The following is a 3,958-nucleotide window of genomic DNA, read 5'->3' as shown; positions in this document are numbered from 1 at the left end:
TTGCCTGGTCGCGCAAGATCATCGCCGCGCACGCGGAAGCGGCGGAACGGGGTGCAGGCGTCTGCGTCGTCGATGGCCGCTTGATCGAGAACCTGCACGTGGAGAGTGCGCAACGCCTGGTCGCGATGGCAGAAGCAATTACCAAGATGGAGGCCGAAGCGGCGGCGTGAGCGCACTGGGCAGGGACACGGCGTGCTGCTATGCGGCAGGTGCAATGTTGCAATGCAAAAAAACGCCCTTACATTATCGAGAGGCGCGCACTACCTTTTCCCCGAGCGCTGGGTGATGTCACTTGCCGCTCCGGTGGCATCGGCATCACGGCGCACGTGGATCGGGCAGCCGCCCGTGTTTCGGCCAGAACTGTGCGAGGAATGAACAATGACGTGGGATGAGAGGATTTCGAGGACGGCCCCCTATGCTGCCGTCGCGATCGCCTTCCTCGTGACGCTGATGACCTTTGCCGTCTATTTCCAATAGGTCGCGGTTACACACACGTCCTTCGCGACCGCGTGAGCGTCAGCGAACTCTGAGACGGGGAACCTTCGGGTTCCCCGCTTTCATTCTGGAGCAGGCGAACTTAGAGGTAATTGACGAGGCTAAGCTGGCGGATGCGGCTCACCGCCTGATACGAAGCCTCAAGCGCTCGCGAGTCGTCGAGCAGGCGCGTGATCGTCTCGTAAGGATCAACGTTCTCGATGCTGCCGATCTGCGTTTCCAGGGACGCGATCAAGTCCTGCTGCCGGTTCATCGACTCGTCGACAACCACCTGTTGGAAGCCGATGTCCATCTGCACCGCGGCGAGATTGCCGGTCTTCTCGCCGGCCACCGGTGCAGCGGCTGGATCGATCGCGCTGTTCAGCAAATCGATCGCCTTGGCAATGCGCTCCGGATGCAGGGCGAGATCGCCTGTCGTACCCGGCGCCCCTTCGGCAATCATCGCCATTGCTCGGAGCGCCTTTTCGAACGCGGGATCGGCGCCATTCAGGCTCATGTCCAGCGTCCGCTCGGTATCGGCGGCGTGAACGCGGCCGATCGTGTCGCCGGCGTAGTAGCCCTCGGCAGCGAGCGTGCCGGCGACTGCAGTGCCGGCGCTGTCGGGCAGCGTGTGGGCGACGATGCTGATCGCCGTGCCGTTGTTCGCTGCCACCTCGAACACGCCGTCGTTGCTGCCCGTTCCGGAGACCGTGAACAGGCTGCCGACGGCGATGCCGGCGAACGCATCGGCCGTGGCGGCGGTCACCGTGTTGGCGGTACCATCGAAGGTGAGCGTGCCGGTCGCGGCCGGAGTCAGTTGGGCGCCGTTGGCAACGCTGAGCGTTCCGGCGGCAGCCGCTTCATCGTAGAAGCGCTCCTCTTCGACCTCGATATAGGTGCCTTGGGCGTCCTGGCCGACGCTTCGGACCACGAACGAGCCGTCATAGCCGCTTGCGGGGGTGCCGCCGATGGTAATCCGCGTGCCGGCAGCAATTGCCTCAACCTCGGCGGTGGCGGCGGAAACGCGGATCCGGCTCGGCGCCGCGGCATCGGCCTCGAAGCTCAGCCAGTTGCCGCCGGGTGCCAGGGAGAAGCTGGCAAGGCTGGCATCGCGGCTTTCGGGATAGGCGTTCGCCCGGCCGTCATAGCGGGTCTGGAAGTCTTCGAGGTTGGACAGGCCGAGATCGACCGGCCGGGTCGTGGTGCTGCCGCCAGCGAACAGGTAGCGGCCGTCGACCTTGGTGTTAAGCGCGTTCTGCATCTCGCCGAGGGCACGGAAGGCTGAGGCCTGCAGGGTTGCCACCTGTGCCGCATCGAGCGGCTGGCTGTTGCCTTGCTCGATCAGCGCGGCGCGGAATTCTCGCGCGGTCGTGTCGATCGACTGCACGGCCAGATCGGCGGCGCCAAGATCGACCTTCATCAGCGTGTTGTTCTGCTGAAACCGCGTCGCCATGGTGCGCGCGTTTTCGGCCGAGAGCAGCCGCCGCGTATCTCCGGCGATGCCCGCATAATCCTGCGAGACCTTCTCCGAGGCGAGCTGGGTCTGCCCCTCGTTGATGCGCGCCTGCGTCTTGCCGATCAGCTGCGACAGATAGTTGGCGCTCGCGAATGCCGAGATCCGTTCCATGATGTGCTACCGGAGCCTAGGGTGCGGACCGCTCAAGCGCATCGAACATCTCCTGCATGACCGACATCACCCGCGCGGCCGCCGAATAGGCCTGTTCGTAGAGCATGAGATCGGCCAGTTCCTGATCGAGATTGACGCCGCGCAGCGAGTCTGACTTCTGCTTCAGCGTCTCCACCAGTTCCTCCTGGCGGGCGGTAGCGGACTCGCTGGCGGCCGTTTCCGAAGCCGTGTGGGCGATGACCATGCCGGCGTAATCGGCGAAACCGGTCGTGACCTGCGGCAGTTCGCCACTGGCTGCGAACGCCGTTCCTTCGCCAACCGCGGTTGCGAGCGCACGGGCGGCGCTGCCGTCGCCGCTCGACACCAGGTACGCGCCGGTCAGGCTGCGGGTGGCATCCCACTGGACCGTGCCGCGGCTCAAGCCTTCTGGCGCGGAAAGGAGGTCGGCGCGCACGCTCAAGGATTCCGCCGATCCCGCGCTGCCCAGGGCAACGTCGGCGGAAAACAGATCGTTCAGCCCGAAAAAGGCAGCGAAGCCGGTGTGGCTTTCGTCTACGACCGCATCGCCGTCGCTGTCGAAACCGATCGCCGCGTCCGCTGCCGCGGCGCCCGGCGTGTTGACTTGGGCCTCATCGCGGAAGCCGATGGTCCTGCCGTCGGCAAGCGCGATCTCAAGCCGTCCGTCGGCACCCAGGGACGCCGTGCCGTGGCCCTGGCCGCTCAGCCACGCGTCGAGGCTCGTCTGCACGTCAGCGATGGTGCCGGATGCGCCACCCAGAAGGGTGCGCATGGTGGTTGTGCCGACCTGATTGCCATTGCCGTCGAACACGACCAGGCGGGTGTCCGAGGTGCCCTGAAAGGTGATCGCCTGGTTCGCAGGATCGGCAAACGTGCGGCTGCCGGTAACGGCATCGAGTCCAGGGAACGCTAAGCCGCGGTTGTGGATCTGATTGACTGTCTGGGCAAGGCCGCCCGCAAGCGTGTCGAGGTTGGCGGCGAGATCCGGCAGCGTCGTATCCCTGAGACCGATGAGCCCGGCCAGGCGGCCAGCGCGGATCTCACCGGAGATGTCGTTCTCGGCCGTTGCCTCGCCGATGTAGATGCCATCGACGCCGCCACCGGTCGCACCGGCGCCGGCGGAGAGCTGGTTGGCGATGCCGTGGCTCAAACCGCGGGCGGTGCCATCGACGAGGGTGCGCCCGCTGGCCGTGAAGACGACGGCTTCGCCGCTCGCACGGCGGAACACGCGGATATCCATCAGGCCGGCGAGCTGATCGAGGCTCTGGTCGCGCTGGTCCTGCAGGCTGCTCGTATCCTGGCCCGCATAGCCGTTCCGCGCGATCTTGTCGTTCAGGTCCGCAATCGTGGTCAAGAGGCCGTTGACCTCGCGCACCGCCGTGCCGATCTCCTGGTCGGCCTCCTGGCGCAGGCTCTGCAGCGCTCCGGTGAGTTCGCGAAAACGGATCGCAAGATCGTCGGCACTGCGGACGACGGCGCGCTGGTTGAGCGCGCTGTTCGGTTCCGAGGCCAGGCTTTCGAGCGAGTCCTGGAACTCCGTGATCGTATGCGCCAGCGAGGTGTCACTCTCCGGGCTGCCGAATAGGGTCTGGACCCGGCCGAGATAGTCCTGACGGACGCTCGCCTCCTGCAGGCTCGCGGTTTCGAGCCGGATCGTCTTCAAGAGGCCCTCGTCAACGGTGCGCTTGAGCTGGGTCAGGTCGACGCCGGCGCCGCTGCCGTCGACCACCCGCTGCTCGAGCGTCGGTTCCTTGCGCGAGTAGCCGGGCGTGTTGACGTTGGCGATGTTCTGGGCAACGGTGCTGAGCGCCCGCTGGTTCGCGATCAGGCCGCTCTGCG

Annotated in this window: 2 protein-coding genes; both read right to left on the bottom strand. The window is 66.0% G+C overall.

Annotated features, from left to right (window positions below; translation table 11 throughout):
* Window positions 1-577 precede the first annotated feature (577 nt).
* Complete coding sequence (locus tag RKP46_RS12595) at window positions 578-2,101, bottom strand: flagellin (protein WP_311106966.1); 1,524 nt, start codon at window positions 2,099-2,101, stop codon at window positions 578-580.
* 16 nt (window positions 2,102-2,117) lie between these two features.
* Window positions 2,118-3,958 (bottom strand): flagellar hook-associated protein FlgK (gene flgK / locus RKP46_RS12590; RefSeq protein WP_311106965.1); only part of this gene is annotated, 1,841 nt, incomplete at its 5' end.

This window comes from Accumulibacter sp. (genome assembly GCF_031732815.1).
Taxonomy (GTDB): domain Bacteria; phylum Pseudomonadota; class Gammaproteobacteria; order Burkholderiales; family Rhodocyclaceae; genus Accumulibacter.
The sequence above is the reverse complement of the archived record's forward strand: the minus strand, read 5'-3'. Positions and strand labels throughout refer to the sequence as shown.